Genomic DNA, 20,506 nt, shown 5'->3' with positions numbered 1-20,506 from the left:
GTGTGCGATGAGCGATACACGGTGCTATTACGAACAATTACGCGGTAGGGCGCGGCACTTGGTCACCAGGATCGACGACGTGATGGCCGAGTTGCTCTCCGTCGAGGCCGCCGTGGAGGAAGTGCTCCAGGCGGATATGGACAACCCCGGTGAGCTGTCCACCACGGATTCCGCCGACCTGCGCCAGTTCGTCGAGGCGGCGCAGTTCTCCGTGCGCGCCGCGGAACGGATCGCGGTGGAGCACGTGAACGATGTGGACCGCGCTATGCAGAGGCTGGGGCTGACCAACGGAAACAAGGAGGGAATCCGTGCCGTGGAATGACGCGGTTACTGATCCGACCGGAAGCAGGCGGGCACCAACCGCGGCGGACTTGCTCGTGGAAACCCATTTCCGCCGTAGCCGTAGTCGGATTAGTGGCGATCGGCATCGTAATTCGAACGCGGCAGTCCGAGATCGCCGGTGAGGTAACGCTGCATTGTCGGCCCGGCGGTGGCGACCACGGTCTCCACGTCGGCGGAGGCGAGCGGTTCGAACTCCGCGACATACCGCACCATGCCGATGCCGATGAGCTGGGAGGCGGCGAGCCCGGCCCGCAACTGGGGGTGATCCGACTCGAGCCGCGCGATGATCCGGTTGAGGATGTTCTCGATGAGGTAGTCCCGCAGCGTGATCGCGGCCTTGTCGTGACTGGCCAGACTCCGGATCAACGCGGGGAACGCGCCGCCGGCGGTCGCGTCCCATACGGTCAGGAACCGTCGCATGACACGCTCGCCGAGGGTGTCCACATCACCCTCGACGAGCGTCCCGACCAAGGTCTGGGGGTCGAACGGCAGGGAGAGCACGGCGCGGGCGAACAGTGCCTCCTTGCCGCCGAACCAGTGGTTGACCATCGCGGCGTCCACCCCGGCCCTGGCGGCGATGGCGCGCACTGTCGCCCCCTCGTAGCCGCTCTCGGAGAACACCTCGCGAGCGGCGTCGAGCAGGGCATTGCGGGTGTCCTGCCCGGCGGGGCGGCGGCCGCGGCGTTTGCCGCCCGCCGGTTGGTCGTCCGTGGTGCGCATACCTCCATCATGACTCGCGGGGGAACAGAATTCAACAACACATGAATTAATGCCCGGTGCGGGTGCTCCGCGCCGGGAGCGGCACAATGGCGGTCATGGTCACTGTCCATTCCGCGAATTCCGCATCCGGCGGGCTCGGTTCCGTGAGCCCCGGCCGGGACGAGTTCCGCGCGCTGGCCGAGGGGCGCCGGGTGATCCCGGTGGTCCGGCGGTTGCTCGCCGACGGGGAGACCCCGGTCGGCGTGTACCGCAAGCTGGCGGCGGACCGGCCCGGCACGTTCCTGTTCGAGTCGGCGGAGAACGGGCAGTCCTGGTCGCGGTTCTCGTTCATCGGGGTGCGCAGCCCGGCGGCGCTGACCGTGCGTGACGGCAAAGCGGTGTGGACCGGCACACCGCCGGTCGGCCTGCCCACCGAGGGCGACCCGATGACGGTGCTGCGCGAGACGGTCGCGGCGCTGCACACGGAGCCGTTGCCCGGCCTGCCGCCGCTGCACGGCGGGATGGTCGGCTACATCGGCTACGACGCGGTGCGCTGGCTGGAAAAGCTGCCAGAACTGGCCGAGAAGGACATCGACATCCCCGAGCTGACGATGCTCCTGGCCACCGACCTGGCGGCCTTCGATCACCACGAGGGCACCGTCACGCTCATCGCGAACGCGGTGAACTGGGACGACTCCCCGGAGCGGGTGGACGCCGCCTACGACGACGCGGTCCGCAGGCTGGAGGCGATGACCGAGCAGCTGCGCGCGGCCGCGGCCTCGACCACCGCGGTGTTCGAGCGCCCGGCGCCGGAGTTCACCCGCCGCCGCAGCAAGGCCGAGTACCACGAGGCCGTGGAGAAGGCCGTCGAGGCGATCAAGGCCGGGGAGGCGTTCCAGGTCGTGCCGTCGCAGCGGTTCGAGATGGAGACCCAGGCCGACGCGCTGGACATCTACCGGGTGCTGCGCACGTCCAACCCGAGCCCGTACATGTACCTGCTGCGGCTGGACGGTTTCGACATCGTCGGCTCCAGCCCGGAGTCGCTGGTCACGGTGCGCGACGGGCGGGCCACCACGCATCCGATCGCGGGCACCCGCTGGCGCGGGGTGGATCCGGAGGAGGACGCGCAGCTGGCCAAGGACCTGCTGGCGGACGAGAAGGAACGCGCCGAGCACCTGATGCTCGTCGACCTCGGCCGCAACGACCTCGGCCGGGTGTGCAAACCGGGCACAGTGCGGGTGCTCGATTTCTTCACCATCGAGCGCTACAGCCACGTGATGCACATCGTCTCGACCGTCACCGGCGAGCTGCGGGACGACCGCACGGCCTTCGATGCGGTGGCCTCGTGCTTCCCGGCAGGCACCCTGTCCGGGGCGCCGAAGGTGCGCGCGATGGAGCTGATCGAGGAGCTGGAGCCGGTCCGCCGCGGGCTCTACGGCGGCGTGGTGGGCTACCTGGACTTCGCAGGCGACGCCGACACGGCGATCGCCATCCGCACCGCGCTGGTGCGGGAGGGCGTGGCCTACGTGCAGGCCGGCGGCGGGGTGGTCGCCGACTCGGTGGCCGACTACGAGGACAACGAATCGCTCAACAAGGCGCGTACGGTGCTGTCCGCCGTCGCGGCCGCGCAGACGATGGCCCCCGCCAGGGCATTGGATCCGACAGATGACATCGCCAGCGTCTAAGCGTCCACTGTGGACGATCGCGGTGGCGCTGCTCCTCGGGGCGGCGGCGCTGTGGGGTTCGTCCCGCCTGGTCTGGACGGCCACCCTGCGTGACGCCGGAGTGCGCGGAATGGTGCTGGACAAGCAAACCGGCGCGGAACATTCCGGCGCGCTGGTGCCGCTGGCCGTGCTCGCGCTGGCCGGCGTCGCCGGGATGATCGCCACCGGCGGCTGGCCGCGGCGGATACTCGGCGTGTTGCTGGCACTGGCGGGCGCGGCCGCCTGCTGGACGGCGGTGAGTGGCTTCGCCTTCGGCGGGTATCCGGACGGGGCGCCCGTCGCGGCGATCTACAGCGGGCGTGGTCTGGCGTTGCTCGGGGGAATTCTCATGATCCTCGGCGGGTTACTGGCTACGAGGCGGGCGGGCACGATGCCCCGGCTCGGTGCGAAGTACGCCGCGCCAGGGAAGCGGAAAACCGTCCGCGACCCCGACACCGAACTCTGGGAGGCGCTCTCCGAAGGAGAAGATCCGACCAGGTAGCCCAGGCCGGTCACGCGGAGTGTGCCCGGTGCCGGTGTTGTGCGCCGCTCTTTCGCCTTTGTCACTGCATGTTCGACCCGGGACCGGCCCGGGAATCGAGGCGAGTTAGCATCTTTTCTGCGGGAAGGGGAAGGTGTTTGTGAGCCAGCTTTCGAGTGAAAACTTGGATGCATCCGGGAACGGAGGCGTCTGGTGAGCGTTCTCGAAGAAATCGTCGAAGGTGTCCGTGCCGATCTCGCCGAGCGCGAGAAGGCCCTGCCGTTCGACGAACTGAAGCGGCTCGCCGCCAAGGCGGCCCCACCGCGTGATGCGACGGGTGCGCTGCGTGAGTCGTCGATCGGGGTGATCGCGGAGGTCAAGCGCCGCAGCCCCTCCAAGGGTGATCTGGCGCAGATCGCCGACCCGGCCGCATTGGCCAAGGATTACGAAGAAGCCGGTGCGCGCGTGATCAGCGTGCTCACCGAGCAGCGCCGGTTCGGCGGCTCGCTCGCCGACTTCGACGCCGTCCGTGCCGCGGTCGATGTTCCCTTGCTGCGCAAGGACTTCATCGTCAGTCCGTACCAGGTGCACGAGGCTCGTGCGCACGGCGCGGACATGGTGCTGCTCATCGTCGCGGCCCTGGAGCAGAACGCGCTGGTCGCGTTGCTGGACAGGGTCGAGTCGCTGGGCATGGCCGCGCTGGTCGAGGTGCACAACGCCGAAGAGGCGGACCGGGCGCTCGATGCCGGGGCCCAGATCATGGGCATCAACGCGCGCAACCTGCACACCCTCGAGGTGGACAGGGACGTGTTCGGCAGGCTCGCCCCCGGGCTGCCCTTCGACGTCACGAAGGTCGCCGAGTCCGGTGTGCGCGGGCCGGGCGACCTGATGGCGTACGCCGGCCACGGGGCGGACGCCGTGCTGGTCGGCGAGGGCCTGGTCGCCTCCGGTGACCCGAAGGGCGCGCTGATCAAGCTCGTCACCGCCGGTTCGCACCCCGCCTGCCCGAGGCCGAGCCGATGAGCACTCAGCCCATCGAGGCACCGCACGAAGCAGGCGCGACGAAGGAGCGACTGTGTGGAGGACCGACCGGGTGCGGGTGTCCCGCATGAACGCCGAGCACAACGAGCACGACCCGGACGAGCGCGGCTACTACGGCCCGTACGGGGGCCGGTTCATGCCGGAGGCCCTCATCGGCGTCGTCGACGAGGTGGCCGCCGAGTACGAGAAGGCCAGGGTCGACCCGGACTACGTCAACGAGCTCAACCGATTGTTGCGGGACTACGCGAACCGGCCGTCGCTGCTGACCGAGGCCGCCCGCTTCAGCGAGTACGCCGGCGGGGCGCGGATCTTCCTCAAGCGCGAGGACCTCAACCACACCGGCTCCCACAAGATCAACAACGTGCTGGGCCAGGCACTGCTCACCAAGCGGATGGGCAAGAAGCGGGTCATCGCCGAGACCGGTGCCGGACAGCACGGCGTGGCCACGGCCACCGCCTGCGCGCTGCTCGGCCTGGACTGCGTCGTCTACATGGGCGAGGTGGACACCGAGCGGCAGGCGCTGAACGTGGCGCGGATGCGGCTGCTCGGCGCCGAGGTGGTGCCGGTGAAATCCGGTTCCCGCACGCTCAAGGACGCGATCAACGAGACCCTCCGTGACTGGGTCGCCAACGCCGACACGACGCACTACCTGTTCGGCACCGCGGCCGGGCCGTCGCCGTTCCCGATGATGGTGCGCAACTTCCACAAGGTGATCGGTGAGGAAGCCAGGGCGCAGGTCCTGGCGCAGACCGGCAGGCTGCCCGACGCGGTCGCGGCCTGTGTCGGTGGCGGGTCCAACGCCATCGGCATCTTCCACGGCTTCATCGACGACCCGGACGTCCGCCTCGTCGGGCTGGAGCCCGGCGGCGACGGCGTGGAGACCGGCCGCCACGGCGCGACGCTGACCGAGGGCACCCCGGGCAACCTGCACGGCGCCCTGTCGTACCTGCTGCAGGACGAGGACGGGCAGACGCAGGAGTCGCACTCGATCTCGGCGGGCCTCGACTACCCCGGTGTCGGCCCGGAGCACTCGTGGCTCAAGGACAGCGGGCGCGCGGAGTACCGGCCGATCACCGACGCGCAGGCGATGGACGCGTTCAAGCTGCTGTCGCGCACTGAGGGGATCATCCCGGCCATCGAGTCCGCGCACGCGCTGGCCGGGGCCATCCAGCTGGGCCAGGAGCTGGGCCGCGAGGCGCTGATCCTGGTGAACCTGTCCGGCCGTGGCGACAAGGACATGGACACTGCCGCGAAGTACTTCGGATTGGTAGAGGCGTGACGCTCAAGGCCTTGTTCGAGCAGACCCACGGTGAGGGCCGGGCGGCGCTGGCGGGTTACCTGCCCGCCGGCTACCCCAGCGTCGAGGGCTCGAAGGACATGTTCGCCGCGATGATCGACGGTGGCGCGGACCTGCTCGAGGTCGGCGTGCCGTACTCGGACCCGGTGATGGACGGCCCGACCATCCAGCTCGCGGCGGACACCGCGCTCAAGGGCGGGTTCCGGCTCCGGCACCTGTTCGAGGTGGTCGAGTCGGTGTCGGCGCGTGGCGGGCGCGCGGTGGTGATGACGTACTGGAACCCGGTGCGCCGCTACGGGGTCGACGCGTTCGCGCGTGACCTGGCCGCGGCCGGCGGGCACGGGCTGATCACCCCGGACCTGATCCCGGACGAGGCCGCGGAGTGGATCGCGGCGTCCGAGGCGCACGGGCTGGACCGGATTTTCCTGGTCGCCCCGTCCTCCTCGGAGGAACGGCTGGACCTGACCACCAAGGTCTCGTCGGGTTTCGTGTACGCGACCGCTGTGATGGGCGTGACCGGCGCGCGGGACCAGGTGGGTTCCGGAGCGGCGGAGCTGGTACGCCGCACTCGCGCACACACGGATCTGCCCGTCGGCGTCGGGCTCGGGGTGCGTTCCCGGGAGCAGGCGGCCGAGGTCGCGGGTTTCGCGGACGCCGTGATCGTCGGGTCCGCGCTGGTGACGAAGGCGGCCGAAAGCGCCGAAGCGGTGCGCGCGCTGACGGCCGAACTGGCCGAGGGTGTGCGGCAGCCGGTCGCTGCCACCCGATGAGCGCGTGAAAAGCTGCGTTCATGGCGAAACCGAGTCCACTGCAGGTCCGGAACATCCTCGTGTCCGTGCTGTCGGCGGCGGCCGCCGTGTGGAACGGGCTGCGCGGCGGGCCGCTCTGGCTGACGGTCATCTTCGCGCTCGGCTGCGTGCTCGCCGCCGGATCGGCCGCGCTGAACGGCCGTACTTCCGGCTGAGCGGGTCCAACGTGCGGGCTTGACGTGGACCTGTTACCCGGGCACGTTACGGTGGCCCCGTGCATAACGCCTCGACCGTGTACCTCGCGTCGTTCCCGAGCCCGTCGCAGGGGGTCTGGCATCTCGGCCCGATCCCGGTCCGGGCCTATGCCCTCTGCATCATCGTGGGCATCATCATCGCCATCTGGTGGGGTGACCGCCGCTGGGTGCAGCGCGGCGGGACCAAGGGCACCGTGGTCGACATCGCCGTGTTCGCGGTGCCGTTCGGCCTGGTCGGCGGGCGGCTCTACCATGTCATCACCGACTCCTGGCGATACTTCGGGCCGGGCAAGAACCCGGTGCAGGCGCTCTACATCTGGGACGGCGGGCTGGGCATCTGGGGCGCGATCGCGCTCGGCGCGGTCGGCGCGTGGATCGGCTGCCGCCGCAAGGGCGTCCCGCTGCCCGCGATGGCCGACGCGATCGCCCCGGGCATCGTCACCGCGCAGGCGGTCGGCCGGATCGGCAACTACTTCAACCAGGAGCTCTACGGGGCGCACACGAACCTGCCCTGGGCGATGGAGGTCTACCAGCGGTTCGACCCGAACAACCCGACGATCCCCGACCAGGGTCCCAACGGGGTGGCGTTCGGGCACATCCCGCTGCCGGAGAGCCCGGTACACCCCACGTTCCTGTACGAGCTGATCTGGAACCTGCTGGTGGCCGCGCTCGTGGTGTGGGCCGACAAGCGGTTCAAACTCGGCCACGGGCGGGCGTTCTCGCTGTACGTCGCGGGCTACACACTGGGCCGGTTCTGGATCGAGCTGATGCGCACCGACGACGCCACATACGTGCTCGGGCTGCGGGTGAACGTGTGGGTCGCGCTGCTGGTGTTCCTCGGCGCGGTGGCGTACTTCGTGCTCGCCCGCCGCCGCGGCGAGCGGGAGCTGCCGGAAACCTTGCTCAGCAAGAACATCGCGGCGCCAGAGCCCGAGAAGGCTTCGGTCGCCGCGAGCGCCGAGTCGACGAAGGCCGAGGACGACCCGCCAGAGGACACCGAGAAGTCCTAGAGGTCCGGGAGGCCGAGGTCGAGGTTGGGCGTCTGCAACCCGCCATCGGCCTCCAGCACCTTGCCGGTGAAGTAGGCCGAGGCAGGTGAGGCGAGGAAGACCACGGTGGCGCCGATGTCCTCGGGATCACCGATCCGCCGCAGCGGGGTGGCCGCCTCCATTTTCGCCTTGATCTCGGGGTTGCCCACCACGATTTCCAGCGCCGAGGTGGCCACCGAGCCGACCGCGATCGCGTTCACCCGGATCCGTGGCGCGAGATCCACCGCGGCCAGGCGGGTGTAGTGCGCGAGCGCGGCCTTCGCGGTGCCGTAGGCGGCGAAGCCACGGCCCGCTATGCGGCCCATGTTCGAGGAGATGTTCACGACGGCCCCGCCACCGGCTTCGAGCATCGCCGGCGCGGCCGCGGTGGTCAGCGCGTGCGCGCTGGAAACGTTGAAGCGGAAGGCTTCTTCGAGGAACTCCGGGGTGCTCTCCAGCAACGGCCGCGGCAGCGTGCCGCCGACGTTGTTCACCACGATGTCCAGCCTGCCGAACCTTTCGACCGCCGCGGCGGCCAGCGCCCCGACGGCCGCCGGATCGGTCAGATCCGCCGGGACGGCGTGCGCCCGGCGGCCCGTTTCGGCGACCCTGGCGGCCACTTTCGCCAGGTCGTCCTCGGTGCGGGAGGAGATGACGACATCGGCGCCGGCCTCGGCCAGTGCGACCGCAGCGGCGGCGCCGATGCCACGGCCGGAACCGGTGATCACGGCGATCTTGCCGTCCACCCGGAAACGATCGAGGATCATGGGGAGACTGTACTGTGTTACTGGTTGCCAATCCAACGGCAGCTACGGTGGAAACGGCTCTACGAACAGGTCGGGCTGCTGACCGTCGCCGCATTCCTTCGGCCGGATTGGTAACAGGTTCTAGTTCATCCGGAAGTTCGTCAGCGCATGACGGGACCGCCGAAGTAGTCGTCGTCATCCCCGTCATCGTCCCGCGGGCGGCGACGCGGCTGCGGCTTCGGCTGTTGCGGCGGCGCCGTCGGCTTGTTCCGCGGCGCCAAGGGGTCTTCGAAGAAGTCGTCAGCGGGCGGCTCCTGCGGCGGACGGACGCGCGGGGCCGGCCGGTGCGGCTGCGGCGGCCTGGCCGGGGGCACCGGTGGCTGTGGGGGAGGCGCTTGCGGGGGCGGAGGCGGCGGGGGAGCCTGGCGGCCCGCCAGGAAGTTGTTGCCCGCGAAGTAGTCGTCCTCGCTCTGCTGCACCGGCTGCGGCGCGGCCTGCGGGCGGGTGGCACCCCCGCCGTTGAAAACGCTTCCCGTGACGCCGCGCGCTTCGAGGATTTCCTCCAGGGTGGCGCCTTCTTCGGCCTCCTGGTAGATCTCACGCATCTCTCCGAGCCTGGCGCGCATCGCCTCGCGGACCGCCGGATCCTTGAGCGCCTTGCCTTCGAGCACGTCCTTCCAGGTCAGCTCACCGGCGTCCACCTTCTTCTTCAGCGCCCGCATTTCCGCGGGGGCATCCGGCCGTTCCGCGGCCGCCTTGATGCGGGCGATGTCCTCGGGCTTGGCCGTGTTGTCGATGTCGGGGAGCTGCTTGAGCTTCTCCTCGGTCTTCTTGATCAGGTCGCGCGCCTTGACCATCGTCTCGTCCAGCTGCGCTTCGGCTTCGCGCAGGGCGGGCGGCTTCCAGGAGTCCAGATCGGGCTGGGTCATCAGGATTACTCCACGTACTCGTCGAAGGCGGGTCAGCTGCTGGCGGCGGAGGTTCGCGGCCTGCTGCGGCTCTGGGACTCCCCTTCGTCCTCTTCTTCGCCGCCCGAGGCGGTTTTGCCGATGTCCTTCGCTGTCGAGCCGATGTCCTTGGCGTCACCGGCGACATCCTTGGCGTCGGACGAAATGTCGCTGACGTCGCCCTTGATGTTCTTGCCGATGTCGACCACGTCGCCGATACTCTTGATGTCCTTGATCTTCGCCAGCTGCGAGCCGATGTCCTGAATGGACTGCCACATCGACTGCACCTTCTGCACGATGTCCTTGATCATCTCGATGATGGAGAAGATCTGGTTCGCGATGTCCAGCGCGTCGATGATCGTGGTGGCCTCGGCCGCCCAGCCCACCACCGGGACGCACGCCTTGGCGGCGATCTCGATGAGCTTGTCGATCAGTTTCTTCAGCAGCTTCAACGCTTCCGCGGCGAGCTTCTCGGAACCGTCGGCCACCGCGAAGAAGCCCTTGGCGATCAGCTTGGCGACCTGGCCCTCGACGGCGAGCCCGGCCTTCCAGCCGATGTCCACGTAAGCCTTGTGCGCCAGCGCGGACGGGCCCTTCCAGTCGTTCTCGGTGATGATGCCCGCGTTCCCCGACATCGTCGCCGAGAACTGCTTCATCGCGTCGCCGATGGTTTCCCAGGCGTCGCCGTTCTGGCGCATCTTGGTGAAGTCGCCGGTGATCGGCTTGATCACCATGTCGACGAGGCTCTGGCCGGCGATGTGCTGGAACACCCAGTCCACCGCCATGACCTCGATCCCGGCGTCCTGTACGAGCTGCTGCACGTCGGAACCGTCGCCGGGCTCCGGCGGCTGCAGCACGTCCGAGATCTCGGAGCCGTCGGAGAGCTGGCCGCTGGGGGTGGTGGGCTCGAACTCGCCGTCCCCGCTCTCGTCTCCGCCCTTGTCTCCGCCGTCGTCGGAACCTTCGTCGGAGCCCGAGTCTGAGCCTTCGTCCGAGCCGGGGTCGCCGCCGTTGCCGTCTGGCGTGTTGCCGCCTTCGTCCGAGCCGGAATCACCACCGTCCGAAGAGGACCGCGGGCGCTCCTCGCCGCCCTCTTCCGAGGACGGGCGCGTGGTGCCGCTGTCGTCGGTCTGGCTGGGGCGGGTGGAGCCGTCGTCCCCAGTGCCGCCGCGCTGCTGCGGATGCGTCTGACCTGGCTGCTGCGGATGTTGCGGCTGCTGTTGCTGCGGCGGTTGCGTCGGCTGTGTGGGTTGCGCGGGCTGGTTCGGGTGCTGCGTCTGTGGGTGGTTCGGCGGCGTTTGCGTGCGCGGCGGCGTATGCGTCGGCTGGGTTGGCCGGTTGTGGGGCGTCGTGTGGTGCGTGCGTGCCATGGGGTGGGATCCGTTTCGGCCGGGTCAGTTGATGACGGGAACGTTCTCGTTCTGCAGTTCCCGGAGCAGGTCCTCCAGCGCCTTGGCCGCCTGCTCGTCGATGTCCTGGTACGCCTGCGCTGTCTGTTTCACACCGTCCACAAGCGACGCCAGCCGCTGTCTGCCGAAACCGAGCGTGTCGCCGAAGAGCGAGCCGACGAGGTCGATCACCGGATGCAGCACGATGAACAGCCCGGTGAAACCGGATTTGTCCAGGCCGTAGGTGTGCATGTACTCGTTGATCGCGTCGATCGCGGAGTTGAGCCCGTCGAGCGTCTCGGCGTAGCCCTTCACCGCATCCGGGTCGACATGGAAGTCCACGGACAGTCCCCCCACAGAAGTTCGTCACCTGTTACCGGGGGTGAGAATAAAGCACCCGTACCCGCCCCGTACTCGCTTTCGGGGAAAAAGCGAAAAGTCCGGAACGTCTACTTCGGCCGGACCGGCGCGACCACGAGTTCGCCGTGCTCGGCGGTCAGGATGTCGGCAGCTGCACCGTAGTGGCGAGCCAGCGCCGGTGCTGTCAGCACTTTGTCAGGCGCGCCCGCGGCGACGACCTCCCCGCCGGCCAGCAACAGCAGGTGCCCGGCGTACTGGGCGGCGAAAGTCAGGTCGTGCAATGTGGACACCACCGTGGTGCCGTCCTCCCGGCGCAGCCGGTCGATCAGCTCCAGCAGCGCCTGCGCGTGCCCGATGTCCAGCCCCGTCGTGGGTTCGTCGAGCAGCAGCAGGCCGGCGCGCTGGGCAAGCACCCTGGCCAGCACGGTGCGCTGGCGTTCCCCACCGGAAAGCGTGGCCAGCCGCCGCCCGGCGAGCGCGGTCAGGTCGAGCCTGGCGAGCACATCCTCCACAATGGACAGATCGGCGGCGCTCTCGCGGGCGAGCAGGCCGAGGTGCGGGGTGCGCCCCAGTAAGGCGTAGTCGGTCACGGTGAGTCCGGCCGGCAGCACCGGGTCCTGCGGGGCATAGCTGAGCAGCCGGGCCTTTTCCTGGCGGGACAACGTGTTCACCGGATGTGCGTCGACGGACAGCTCACCGCCGCCCGGCAGCAGCCCGGCCATCGTCTTGAGCAGGGTGGACTTTCCCGCGCCGTTCGGCCCGACGATCGCCAGCCAGCTGCCGTCCGGCACCTGCACGCTCACGTCGCGCACGACCGGGCGGCCGTCGTAGCCCGCGTGCACGTTCCGCAGCTTCAGTGACGTCATGTGCGCTGCCCCCGGGAAGAACGCAGTACCACCACGAAAAACGGCGCTCCGGCGAACGCGGTGACGACGCCCAGTGGCAGTTCGCCGGGCAGGATCGTGCGCGCGATCTGGTCCGCCACGATCAGGAACGCGGCCCCGGCCAGCAGCGACAGCGGCAGTACCACCCGGTAGCTGGACCCGGCCAGCATCCGGACGATGTGCGGCACGACGATGCCGACGAACCCGATCAGCCCGCTGACCGAAACCGCCGCCGCCGTGGCCAGCGACGCGGCGACCAGCAACACCAGCCGCACCCGCCCCGGCCGGACGCCGAGCGACGCGGCTTCGGTGTCCCCGAGGGAAAGCACGTCGAGCAACCGGCCGGAAGCGCACAGCACCACGGCGGAGACGGCGATGTAGGGCAGTGCGATCAGCACCTCGTGCCACCCGCTGACGTTCAGCCCACCGAGCATCCACGTGTAGACCTGCTTGATCGTCTCGGTGTTCAGCTGCTGCGCGAACGTCTGCACGGCGGACAGGAACGAACCCACCGCGACGCCCGCGAGCAGCAGGGTGGATGTTCCTGTCCCGCCCGAGGAACGGCCGAGCAGCCAGCTCAGCCCGACCCCGCCGAGCGCGCCGACGAACGCGGCCGCGGGCAGCCAGCCGCCAGCGTGCGGGGTGAGTACGACGACGATCGTTGCCGCCATCCCGGCGCCCGCGGCCGCGCCCAGCAGGTACGGATCGGCCAGCGGGTTGCGGAACACGCCCTGGAAAGTGGCGCCGGACATGGCAAGCGCGGCACCGACCAGCCCGGCGAGCAGCACCCTCGGCACCCGCAGCTGCCAGACGATCGCGGCCTCCCGTTCGGACAGCGGGGAGCGGCCGCCGGTGACCTCCGCCCAGATCTCGCCGAGCACGCGCTGCCAGCCGAGATCGCCGGCGCCGAGCAGCACCGCGACCACCAGCACCACCAGCAGCACGAGCACGGCGAGCAACACCGTCCACAGGCGTAACCGGGTCGTGTTCACGAGGGACGGATCACTGCTCGGCGCGAGTGACCGCGTCCGACACCGCACGCGCGAGGTCGACGATGCGCGGGCTCCAGCGGGAGGCGATGTCCTCGTCGAGCGCGAAAATGTGGCCCTGCTTGACGGCGGTCAGCGTGTTCCAGCCCGGGCGCGCGCCGACGGTCTGCGCGTTCTGCCCGCAGCACGTGCTGTCGGCAAGAAAAATGAGGCTCGGATCGGCCTGCAAAATGCGTTCTGCAGAAAGCTGCGGGTATCCGCCGGAATTCGACGGATCGTTGCCGTCGGCGATGTTCGTCAGCCCGAACCGGCCGAGCACCTGGCCGATGAAGGTGGCCGACGTCGCGCTGTAGTACGTCTGATCCAGCTCGTAGTAGTAGCTGAGCGGCTTCGCCGGTTTCGGGGTGCCGGCCACGATCTTGTCGATGTCCGACCGGGTCTGGTTCGCCAGGCTTTCGCCCTCGGCCTGGTGCCCGGTGGCCTTGCCGAGCTCGACGAACTGGGCGTAGGCCTCGTCCAGGTTCTTCGCGTCCGGCATGACGAGCGTCTTGGTGCCGGTTTTCGCCAGTGCGGCGGCAAGTCCGGTGTTGTCGGCGGCCACCACGACGAGGTCGGGGCGGTAGCCGGCGATGGCCTCCGGATCGGGGCTCAGCGCGGAAAGCGAGGTGTGTGGCGCCTCTTTCGGATAGTCCGAATAAGAATCGACCGCGACCACCTGCTGACCCGCGCCCACGGCGAAGAGCGTCTCGGTCGCGGACGGTGACAACGAGACGATCCGGGTGGGCTGGCTGTCGATCGTGACCGAGCCGATCGTCACCGGGAAGGTGGCCTCGGTGTCCGGTTTGGCGGTGGAATCCTCGTTCTGTTCGTGGCTGGCGCAGCCCGCGAGCACGAGCAGTGACGACAGCAGCAGGACTGCGAGCCTGCGCGACATGGCGACCTCGGGGGTTCGGCCGGTGGCGCGCCGTGCCGTCCCCGGTCACGCCGCACCTCTGTACCGGAGGTAGGTGGCGTCGGGCGAGAACGGCAGGCGACCTGGCTCGGGTCGACCGAACGTGGCCGACCCATCACAGTTGCGGCACAGCACCGGGTTCACACCGGTTTCGCTGCCGAACGCGTCCGCGGTCAGCACGCCGCTGACCAGCGTGAGGAACGCTACCACCGGCGGATCTGGCCGCCAGGGCGGACGTTCGCGTAATCTTGGAAGGATTCAGCGCAGGGCTACACTGGACCGCAGCGAGGCGTTTCCGCCCATCAGGAACGATGTCGTTCGCCGCAGCCAGATCGTTACCTCCTCGATGAGAAAATCCACTCTCCGAGAGGGTGCCGTTGTGTTTCCTGGGTGTTAAGGTCGCGCTAATCAGCGGGCCATCGTCGTCCCGAGCACAGCAAAACCGGGGGAACTTTCCGAACTGAGCACGACGACGACGAAGGAGGTCCCCGCATGATCTTCTCCGCCCTCCCAGGCAAGCAGGGCCTGTACGACCCTGCCACCGAACAGGATTCCTGTGGTGTCGCCATGGTGGCCGACATCCGCGGACGGCGATCACACCGGATCGTCACCGACGGGCTGACCGCGCTGACCAACCTCGACCACCGCGGTGCGGCGGGCGCCGAACCGACCTCCGGCGACGGTGCCGGTATCCTCCTGCAGCTGCCGGATGCGTTGCTGCGGACCGAAACCCCCTTCGCACTGCCCACACCGGACTCGTCCGGCGCGCAGCGTTACGCCGCCGGGATCGCCTTCCTGCCGGTCGACGAGGAGCAGCGCGCCAAGGCCGTCGCGCTGATCGAACGGCTGGCCGAAGAGGAAAGCCTCGACGTGCTGGGCTGGCGTGAACTGCCCACCGACGCCGACGCGGCCGGCATCGGGCCGACGGCGCGTTCGGTGATGCCGCATTTCGCGATGCTTTTCGTGGCGGGCAAACCGGATGCCGACGGGGTCCGGCCGTCCGGGATCGCGCTGGACAGGCTCGCGTTCTGCCTGCGCAAGCGCGCCGAGCACGACACCGAGGCGGCCGAGTGCGGCACGTACTTCCCTTCGCTGTCCTCGCGCACCATCGTCTACAAGGGAATGGTCACCCCCGAGCAGCTGCCGGCGTTCTTCGCCGACCTGCGTGACGAGCGGCTGGCGAGCGCGATCGCGCTGGTGCACAGCCGCTTCTCCACGAACACTTTCCCGTCGTGGCCGCTGGCGCACCCGTTCCGGTTCGTCGCGCACAACGGCGAGATCAACACCGTTCGCGGCAACCGGAACCGGATGCGCGCCCGCGAAGCGCTGCTGGAGTCGGACATCCTGCCCGGCGATCTGTCCAGGTTGTACCCGATCTGTTCGCCCGACGCGTCGGACTCCGCCTCCTTCGACGAGGTGCTGGAGCTGCTGCACCTCGGTGGGCGCAGCCTGCCGCACGCGGTGCTGATGATGATCCCCGAGGCGTGGGAGAACCACGCCACGATGGACGCCGAGCGCCGCGCGTTCTACCAGTTCCACACGAACCTGATGGAGCCGTGGGACGGCCCGGCCTGCGTCACGTTCACCGACGGTACGCTCGTCGGCGCGGTGCTCGACCGCAACGGGTTGCGCCCGGCGCGATGGTGGCAGACCGCTGACGGCCGTGTCGTGCTGGCCAGTGAGGCCGGGGTGCTGGACGTGCCGCCGGAGGAGGTCGTCGCGAAGGGACGGCTCAAGCCGGGCCGGATGTTCCTGGTGGACACCGAAGCCGGCCGTCTCGTCGACGACAACGAGGTCAAGACGGCGCTCGCCCGCAAGCTGCCTTACGGCGAGTGGGTACACGCGGGGCTGCTGCAGCTGGCGGACCTGCGCGACCGTGATCACGTGACGCAGAGCCACGATTCGGTGCTGCGCCGCCAGCTTTCCTTCGGCTACAGCGAGGAAGAGCTCAAGATCCTGCTCGGGCCGATGGCGGCCAAGGGTGCGGAGCCGATCGGCTCGATGGGCACCGACACCCCGCCCGCGGTGCTGTCCAAGCGCTCGCGGCAGCTCTACGACTACTTCAAGCAGGGTTTCGCGCAGGTCACCAACCCGCCGCTGGACGCGATCCGCGAGGAGCTGGTCACCTCGATGAGCCGGATCATGGGTCCCGAGCGCAACCTGCTCGACCCGTCCCCGGCGTCCTGCCGGCACATCCAGCTGCCGTACCCGGTGATCGACAACGACGAGCTGGCCAAGCTCATCCACATCAACGACGACGGCGACCTGCCCGGGTTCGCCTGCACCGTCCTGTCCGGATTGTTCGAAGTGGACGGTGGCGGGAAGGCGCTGCACGAAGCGATCGAGCGCGTCCGCCGCGAGGCGTCCGAGGCGATCGCGGCCGGGGCGCGCACGCTGGTGCTGTCCGACCGCGACTCCGACCACCGGATGGCGCCGATCCCGTCGCTGCTGCTGGTCTCCGCGGTGCACCACCACCTGGTGCGCACCAAGGAAAGGCTGCGTGTCGCGCTGGTCGTGGAGAGCGGGGACGCGCGCGAGGTGCACCACATCGCGCTGCTGCTCGGCTACGGCGCCGCGGCGGTGAACCCGTACCTGGCCTTCGAAACGATCGAAGACATGATCAACCAGGGCACGCTGACCGGGATCGAGCCGCGCCAGGCGATCCGCAACTACGTCAAGGCGCTGGTCAAGGGCGTGCAGAAGATCATGTCCAAGATGGGCATCTCGACCGTGAGCGCGTACACCGCGGCCCAGGTCTTCGAATCCCTTGGCCTGTCGCAGGAACTGCTCGACGAGTACTTCACCGGCACCACCTCCAAACTCGGCGGGGTCGGGCTCGAGGTGCTGGCCGAGGAGGTCGCGGTGCGGCACCGGCGGGCGTATCCGGACAACCCGACCGACCGGGTGCACCGCCGCCTGGACACCGGTGGCGAGTACGCGTACCGGCGCGAGGGCGAGCTGCACCTGTTCACCCCGGAGACGGTCTTCCTGCTGCAGCACGCGTCGAAGACGCGCCGCGAGGAGGCGTACCGGGCTTACACCGACGAGGTGCACCGGCTCGCCCGCGAGGGTGGCGCACTGCGCGGGATGTTCAAGTTCAAGCCCGGTGAGCGCGAGCCCGTGCCGATCGAAGAGGTCGAGTCGATCGAGTCGATCTGCAAGCGGTTCAACACCGGCGCGATGTCCTACGGTTCGATTTCGGCCGAGGCGCACCAGACGCTGGCGATAGCGATGAACCGGATCGGCGGGCGCTCCAACACCGGTGAAGGTGGCGAGGATCCCGAGCGCCTGTACGACCCGGAGCGCCGCAGCGCGATCAAGCAGGTCGCCAGCGGCCGGTTCGGGGTGACCAGCGAGTACCTGGTCAACGCCGACGACATCCAGATCAAGATGGCGCAGGGCGCGAAGCCCGGCGAGGGCGGTCAGCTCCCGCCGAACAAGGTTTACCCGTGGATCGCGCGCACCCGGCATTCCACCCCGGGTGTCGGCTTGATCTCCCCGCCGCCGCACCACGACATCTACTCGATCGAAGACCTGGCTCAGCTGATCCACGACCTGAAGAACGCCAACGAAAAGGCCCGCATCCACGTGAAGCTGGTCAGCTCGCTGGGCGTGGGCACGGTCGCGGCCGGCGTGTCCAAGGCGCACGCCGACGTGGTGCTCATCTCCGGGCACGACGGCGGCACCGGCGCTTCGCCGCTGAACTCGCTGAAGCACGCGGGCACGCCGTGGGAGATCGGCCTCGCCGAGACACAGCAGACGCTGATGCTCAACGGCCTGCGCGACCGGATCACCGTGCAGGTGGACGGCGCGATGAAGACCGGGCGGGACGTGGTGGTCGCCGCGCTGCTCGGCGCCGAGGAGTACGGCTTCGCGACCGCGCCGCTGATCGTGGCCGGCTGCGTGATGATGCGCGTCTGCCACCTCGACACCTGTCCGGTCGGGGTCGCCACGCAGAGCCCGGAGCTGCGCAAGCGCTACACCGGGCAGGCCGAGCACGTGATCAACTACTTCCGGTTCGTGGCCCAGGAAGTGCGGGAAACCCTTGCCGCACTGGGCTTCCGCACCCTCGACGAGGCTATCGGCCGGGCCGACGTGCTCGACGTGGACGAGGCCGTGGACCACTGGAAGGCCAACGGCCTCGATCTGGCGCCGATCTTCGAGATGCCGAAGGACACCCCTTACGGAGGTTCCCGGCGCAAGATCCGCGAGCAGGACCACGGGCTTGAGCACGCATTGGACCGCACGCTCATCCAGCTGGCCGAGGCGGCGCTGGAGGACGCGCACCGGGTGAACATCGAGCTCCCGGTGCGCAACGTGAACCGCACCGTGGGCACGCTGCTCGGCTCGGAGATCACCCGCCGCTACGGCGGCGAGGGTCTGCCCGACGGCACGATCCACGTCACGCTGACCGGTTCGGCCGGGCAGTCGCTCGGCGCGTTCCTGCCGCGCGGGGTCACCCTGGAGATGATCGGCGACGCGAACGACTACGTGGGCAAGGGCCTTTCCGGCGGCCGCGTGATCGTGCGCCCGCACCAGGACGCGACTTTCGCGGCCGAGCGCCAGGTGATCGCGGGCAACACGCTGGCGTACGGTGCCACGGGCGGCGAGATGTTCCTGCGCGGGCAGGTCGGGGAGCGGTTCGCGGTGCGCAACTCCGGCGCGGTGCTCGTCGCCGAGGGGGTGGGCGACCACGCCTTCGAGTACATGACCGGCGGCCGGGCCGTGGTGCTCGGGCCGACCGGCCGGAACGTGGCCGCCGGGATGTCCGGCGGCATCGGCTACGTGCTCGATCTCGACCGCGCCCGGGTCAACGACGAGATGGTCGAACTGCTTTCGCCGGAGCCCGAGGATCTGGCCTGGCTCAAGGAAATCGTTACGCGCCACCAAGAGCTGACCGGCTCGGCCGTGGCCGCGTCGCTGCTGGGCGACTGGCCGCGCCGTTCCGCCTCCTTCACCAAGGTGATGCCGCGCGACTACGCGCGGGTGATGGCGGCGGCCAAGGCGGCGAAGGCGTCCGGGCGCGATGTGGACGAGGCGATCATGGAGGTGGCTCGTGGCTGACCCGACGGGCTTCATGAAGTTCGAGCGCGAGGAGCCGAAGAAGCGCCCGCGCGAGGAGCGAGTGCACGACTGGCGTGAGGTCTACGCCGACCTCGGTGCCGAGGAGCGCAACAAAGAGGTGCGCACCCAGGCGAGCCGGTGCATGGACTGCGGTATCCCGTTCTGTCACTCCGGCGGTTCCGGTTGTCCGCTGGGCAACCTGATCCCGGAGTGGAACGACCTGGTGCGCGAGGGCCACTGGGCGGCCGCGAGCGATCGGCTGCACGCCACCAACAACTTCCCGGAGTTCACCGGGAAGTTGTGCCCCGCACCGTGCGAGGCGGGCTGTGTGCTGTCGATCTCGCCCGCCTCCGGCGGTCCGGTCGCGATCAAGCGGGTCGAGGCCACGATCGCCGACCAGTCCTGGGAAATGGGGCTCGTCGAGGCGCAGGCCGCGGAGGTGTCCTCGGGGCAGCGGGTGGCGGTCGTCGGGTCCGGGCCGGCGGGTCTGGCCGCGGCGCAGCAGCTGACCCGCGCCGGCCACGAGGTGACGGTCTTCGAGCGGGACGACAGGCTCGGCGGGCTGCTCCGCTACGGCATCCCGGCGTTCAAGATGGAGAAGAAGCACCTGGACAGGCGGCTGGCCCAGCTGCGCAAGGAAGGAACGCAGTTCGTCACCGGCTGCGAGGTCGGCGTCGACCTGACGGTCGAGGAGCTGCGTGCCCGCTACGACGCGGTGGTGCTCGCGGTGGGCGCGCTGCGCGGCCGGGACGACACGGTCACCCCGGGCCGCGAGCTGGCCGGTGTGCACCTGGCCATGGAGCACCTGGTTCAGGCGAACAGGCAGGTCGAGGGCGACGGGCCGCCGGAGATCGACGCCGAGGGCAAGCACGTCATCGTCATCGGCGGCGGGGACACCGGCGCCGACTGCTACGGCACCGCCACCCGCCAGGGTGCGCTGTCGGTGACGCAGCTGGACAACTACCCGATGCCGCCGAGCACCCGAGACGACGACAGGTCGCCGTGGCCGACGTGGCCGTACATCCTGCGCACGTACCCGGCGCACGAGGAGGGCGGCGAGCGCGTGTTCGGGGTCGCCGTGAAGCGGTTCGTCGGTGACGACGAAGGCCGCGTGCGCGCGCTGGAGCTGCAGAAGGTGCGCGTCTCGCGGAACCCGGAGACGGGCGTGCGTGAGGTCGTGCTGGTCAACGACGAGGTCGAGGAGATCCCGGCGGACCTGGTGCTGCTGGCGATCGGTTTCGAAGGCGTGGAGCACATGCGGCTGCTCGACGACCTCGGCATCGAGCTGACCGAGCGGGGCCGGATCGGCTGCGGTGCGGACTGGCAGACCGAGGCGCCCGGCGTCTTCGTCTGCGGCGACGCGCATCGCGGTGCTTCCCTTGTGGTGTGGGCGATCGCGGAGGGCCGCTCGGTGGCCAACGCCGTCGACGCGTACCTCACCGGTGCTTCTGATCTCCCGGCGCCCGTGCACCCCACGGCGTTGCCGCTGGCAGTGGTCTAGCGCCCGGTTCCTGTTCGCGTCCTGGTGCGGGGTTCTCAGCGAACCCTCAGGAGTGACCGCACTCACCTGGCAGCCCGCCGC

At 69.4% G+C, this 20,506-nt stretch carries 18 protein-coding genes; 10 read left to right on the top strand and 8 right to left on the bottom strand.

Annotation, left to right across the window (positions count from 1 at the left end; genetic code table 11):
* Positions 1-7: 7 nt before the first annotated feature.
* A complete protein-coding gene (locus tag VHD82_RS05625) occupies positions 8-322 on the top strand; it encodes a hypothetical protein (RefSeq protein ID WP_325697693.1) in 315 nt (104 codons plus the stop codon).
* Between the two features lie 89 nt (positions 323-411).
* Here VHD82_RS05625 and VHD82_RS05620 read toward each other — a convergent pair whose 3' ends face one another.
* On the bottom strand, positions 412-1,062 hold the full coding sequence (locus tag VHD82_RS05620) for a TetR/AcrR family transcriptional regulator (RefSeq protein ID WP_325697691.1): 651 nt from the start codon (positions 1,060-1,062) through the stop codon (positions 412-414).
* 95 nt (positions 1,063-1,157) lie between these two features.
* Between VHD82_RS05620 and VHD82_RS05615 the strand changes: the two genes are divergently transcribed.
* The 7 genes from VHD82_RS05615 (at position 1,158) to lgt (ending at position 7,576) form a co-directional block, all read left to right on the top strand.
* Complete coding sequence (locus VHD82_RS05615; protein WP_325697689.1) at positions 1,158-2,726, top strand: anthranilate synthase component I; 1,569 nt, start codon at positions 1,158-1,160, stop codon at positions 2,724-2,726.
* A complete protein-coding gene (locus VHD82_RS05610; RefSeq protein WP_325697687.1) occupies positions 2,707-3,246 on the top strand; it encodes a Trp biosynthesis-associated membrane protein in 540 nt (179 codons plus the stop codon). The genes VHD82_RS05615 and VHD82_RS05610 overlap by 20 nt, the downstream gene beginning before the upstream one ends.
* A gap of 192 nt (positions 3,247-3,438) precedes the next feature.
* Positions 3,439-4,248, top strand: coding sequence for an indole-3-glycerol phosphate synthase TrpC (gene trpC / locus VHD82_RS05605; RefSeq protein ID WP_325697686.1), 810 nt, complete (start codon positions 3,439-3,441; stop codon positions 4,246-4,248).
* A gap of 85 nt (positions 4,249-4,333) precedes the next feature.
* A complete protein-coding gene (gene trpB, locus VHD82_RS05600; protein ID WP_325698003.1) occupies positions 4,334-5,545 on the top strand; it encodes a tryptophan synthase subunit beta in 1,212 nt (403 codons plus the stop codon).
* Positions 5,542-6,333, top strand: coding sequence for a tryptophan synthase subunit alpha (gene trpA, locus VHD82_RS05595; RefSeq protein ID WP_325697684.1), 792 nt, complete (start codon positions 5,542-5,544; stop codon positions 6,331-6,333). Before trpB ends, trpA begins: the two co-directional genes overlap by 4 nt.
* Positions 6,334-6,353: 20 nt before the next feature.
* A complete protein-coding gene (locus VHD82_RS05590) occupies positions 6,354-6,527 on the top strand; it encodes a hypothetical protein (RefSeq protein WP_325697682.1) in 174 nt (57 codons plus the stop codon).
* Positions 6,528-6,586: 59 nt separating this feature from the next.
* Positions 6,587-7,576 (top strand): prolipoprotein diacylglyceryl transferase, encoded by a 990-nt coding sequence (lgt, locus tag VHD82_RS05585; protein ID WP_325697680.1) that lies wholly within the window; start codon positions 6,587-6,589, stop codon positions 7,574-7,576.
* On the opposite strand, the gene VHD82_RS05580 is transcribed toward lgt, so the two are convergent.
* From VHD82_RS05580 to VHD82_RS05550, 7 genes are all read right to left on the bottom strand, one after another.
* A complete protein-coding gene (locus VHD82_RS05580) occupies positions 7,573-8,361 on the bottom strand; it encodes an SDR family oxidoreductase (protein WP_325697678.1) in 789 nt (262 codons plus the stop codon). The genes lgt and VHD82_RS05580 overlap by 4 nt on opposite strands.
* Before the next feature lie 140 nt (positions 8,362-8,501).
* A complete protein-coding gene (locus VHD82_RS05575) occupies positions 8,502-9,269 on the bottom strand; it encodes a hypothetical protein (protein WP_325697676.1) in 768 nt (255 codons plus the stop codon).
* Positions 9,270-9,301: 32 nt separating this feature from the next.
* A complete protein-coding gene (locus VHD82_RS05570; RefSeq protein ID WP_325697674.1) occupies positions 9,302-10,657 on the bottom strand; it encodes a hypothetical protein in 1,356 nt (451 codons plus the stop codon).
* A gap of 24 nt (positions 10,658-10,681) precedes the next feature.
* Positions 10,682-11,032, bottom strand: coding sequence for a hypothetical protein (locus VHD82_RS05565; RefSeq protein WP_325697673.1), 351 nt, complete (start codon positions 11,030-11,032; stop codon positions 10,682-10,684).
* 92 nt (positions 11,033-11,124) lie between these two features.
* Complete coding sequence (locus tag VHD82_RS05560) at positions 11,125-11,901, bottom strand: ABC transporter ATP-binding protein (RefSeq protein ID WP_325697671.1); 777 nt, start codon at positions 11,899-11,901, stop codon at positions 11,125-11,127.
* On the bottom strand, positions 11,898-12,911 hold the full coding sequence (locus VHD82_RS05555) for an iron ABC transporter permease (RefSeq protein WP_325697669.1): 1,014 nt from the start codon (positions 12,909-12,911) through the stop codon (positions 11,898-11,900). Before VHD82_RS05555 ends, VHD82_RS05560 begins: the two co-directional genes overlap by 4 nt.
* Before the next feature lie 10 nt (positions 12,912-12,921).
* Entirely contained in the window at positions 12,922-13,842 is a 921-nt protein-coding gene (locus tag VHD82_RS05550) for an ABC transporter substrate-binding protein (RefSeq protein ID WP_325697667.1), read from the bottom strand.
* 510 nt (positions 13,843-14,352) lie between these two features.
* On the opposite strand from VHD82_RS05550, the gene gltB reads away from it, so the two are divergent.
* Positions 14,353-18,924, top strand: coding sequence for a glutamate synthase large subunit (gene gltB, locus VHD82_RS05545; RefSeq protein ID WP_325697665.1), 4,572 nt, complete (start codon positions 14,353-14,355; stop codon positions 18,922-18,924).
* A complete protein-coding gene (locus tag VHD82_RS05540) occupies positions 18,917-20,425 on the top strand; it encodes a glutamate synthase subunit beta (protein ID WP_325697663.1) in 1,509 nt (502 codons plus the stop codon). The genes gltB and VHD82_RS05540 overlap by 8 nt, the downstream gene beginning before the upstream one ends.
* Positions 20,426-20,506: the final 81 nt, after the last annotated feature.

Source organism: Amycolatopsis sp., assembly GCF_035546795.1.
Classification (GTDB): domain Bacteria; phylum Actinomycetota; class Actinomycetes; order Mycobacteriales; family Pseudonocardiaceae; genus Amycolatopsis_E.
Note: the sequence above shows the minus strand (reverse complement) of the source record. Positions and strands in the feature narration are given on the sequence as shown.

Excerpts from the sequence above, each read along its gene's own strand:
- VHD82_RS05625 (WP_325697693.1), top strand. The coding sequence starts at position 8 with ATGAGCGATACACGGTGCTATTACGAACAATTACGCGGTAGGGCGCGG.
- VHD82_RS05620 (WP_325697691.1), bottom strand. The coding sequence starts at position 1,062 with ATGCGCACCACGGACGACCAACCGGCGGGCGGCAAACGCCGCGGCCGC.
- VHD82_RS05615 (WP_325697689.1), top strand. The coding sequence starts at position 1,158 with ATGGTCACTGTCCATTCCGCGAATTCCGCATCCGGCGGGCTCGGTTCC.
- VHD82_RS05610 (WP_325697687.1), top strand. The coding sequence starts at position 2,707 with ATGACATCGCCAGCGTCTAAGCGTCCACTGTGGACGATCGCGGTGGCG.
- trpB (WP_325698003.1), top strand. The coding sequence starts at position 4,334 with ATGAACGCCGAGCACAACGAGCACGACCCGGACGAGCGCGGCTACTAC.
- VHD82_RS05590 (WP_325697682.1), top strand. The coding sequence starts at position 6,354 with ATGGCGAAACCGAGTCCACTGCAGGTCCGGAACATCCTCGTGTCCGTG.
- VHD82_RS05580 (WP_325697678.1), bottom strand. The coding sequence starts at position 8,361 with ATGATCCTCGATCGTTTCCGGGTGGACGGCAAGATCGCCGTGATCACC.
- VHD82_RS05575 (WP_325697676.1), bottom strand. The coding sequence starts at position 9,269 with ATGACCCAGCCCGATCTGGACTCCTGGAAGCCGCCCGCCCTGCGCGAA.
- VHD82_RS05570 (WP_325697674.1), bottom strand. The coding sequence starts at position 10,657 with ATGGCACGCACGCACCACACGACGCCCCACAACCGGCCAACCCAGCCG.
- VHD82_RS05560 (WP_325697671.1), bottom strand. The coding sequence starts at position 11,901 with ATGACGTCACTGAAGCTGCGGAACGTGCACGCGGGCTACGACGGCCGC.
- VHD82_RS05550 (WP_325697667.1), bottom strand. The coding sequence starts at position 13,842 with ATGTCGCGCAGGCTCGCAGTCCTGCTGCTGTCGTCACTGCTCGTGCTC.
- gltB (WP_325697665.1), top strand. The coding sequence starts at position 14,353 with ATGATCTTCTCCGCCCTCCCAGGCAAGCAGGGCCTGTACGACCCTGCC.